The organism is Pseudomonas gessardii, from assembly GCF_001983165.1.
GTDB lineage: Bacteria > Pseudomonadota > Gammaproteobacteria > Pseudomonadales > Pseudomonadaceae > Aquipseudomonas > Aquipseudomonas gessardii.
In genome coordinates, this window is record NZ_MNPU01000138.1 from 1 (window position 1) to 926 (window position 926).

1 pseudogene is annotated in these 926 nt (G+C 55.4%); it reads right to left on the minus strand.

Annotated features, from left to right (window positions below):
* Nucleotides 1-853 (minus strand): annotated as a pseudogene (locus tag BLL38_RS30240) (IS5 family transposase); the annotation flags it as partial.
* Nucleotides 854-926 lie beyond the last annotated feature (73 nt).

A 926-nucleotide genomic window follows, 5' to 3' on the forward strand; every position in this document is an offset into this window, starting at 1 on the left:
TAGGCTCTGTACGTAAAGTATTGTCGCAAGCACCGCATAGCGCAGGCCAATGAGACCATCGCCGCAAAACTTGTTGCGAGCTTGTCGAAGCGCGTCACGATGCGACGGTTCTCCTTCAGCCAGCCAAACATGCGTTCGATGATGTTGCGCTGCCGATATTTGGGGCGATCAAAAAGTCGAGGCAATCCTGGCTTGGTTTTGCGCTTCATGCTTCGCAACGGAATGACTGGCTGCATGCGATAACGATCACAATACTGGCGCAGCGCTTCAGCGTCGTAACCCTTGTCAGCCAGCAACCAGCGGCAACGCTTGCGTGGGCGACCGCGCAGGCTGGGTATGCAAGCCTGATCGAGTAGCGGTTGGGCATAGGCTATATCGCTGGCTTGTCCGCCTGACAACAGGAAACGCAGAGGCACACCATTGGCGTCGCACAGCATGTGAATCTTGGTCGTCAGGCCACCCCGGCTGCGCCCGAGCGCGTGGTCTTGCGGTTCTTCAAATCCCCTTTTTTCCCGGCACCTGATGAGGCCCGGGTTGCTCGTACGGCAGTGGAGTCGATCATCCATGTTTCCAAGTCAATCAAACCCTGCTCATTCAATCGGATATGAAGACGCTTGAGCATCTGATCAAAAGCTCCGCAATCACGCCATCCTCGGAACCGTTGATAGATCGTTGACCAAGGGCCGAATCGTTCGGGCATGTCTCGCCAGGCTGCGCCAGAGCAAAGCACCCAGAGAATACCGTTTAGCATCAGGCGATCATCGGCCCGAGGGCGCCCGGTGCGCTGATTTTTGGTGAAGATATCTGCAACCAGATCCCAGGCTGCGTCGGGGAGTTCATACCGCTTTGCCATCTTGGCCTCCTGGCTTTAATGGCGGTGTATTTTACAGAAAATCGTATTTCTTGGGTTTACGTACAGAGCCTAG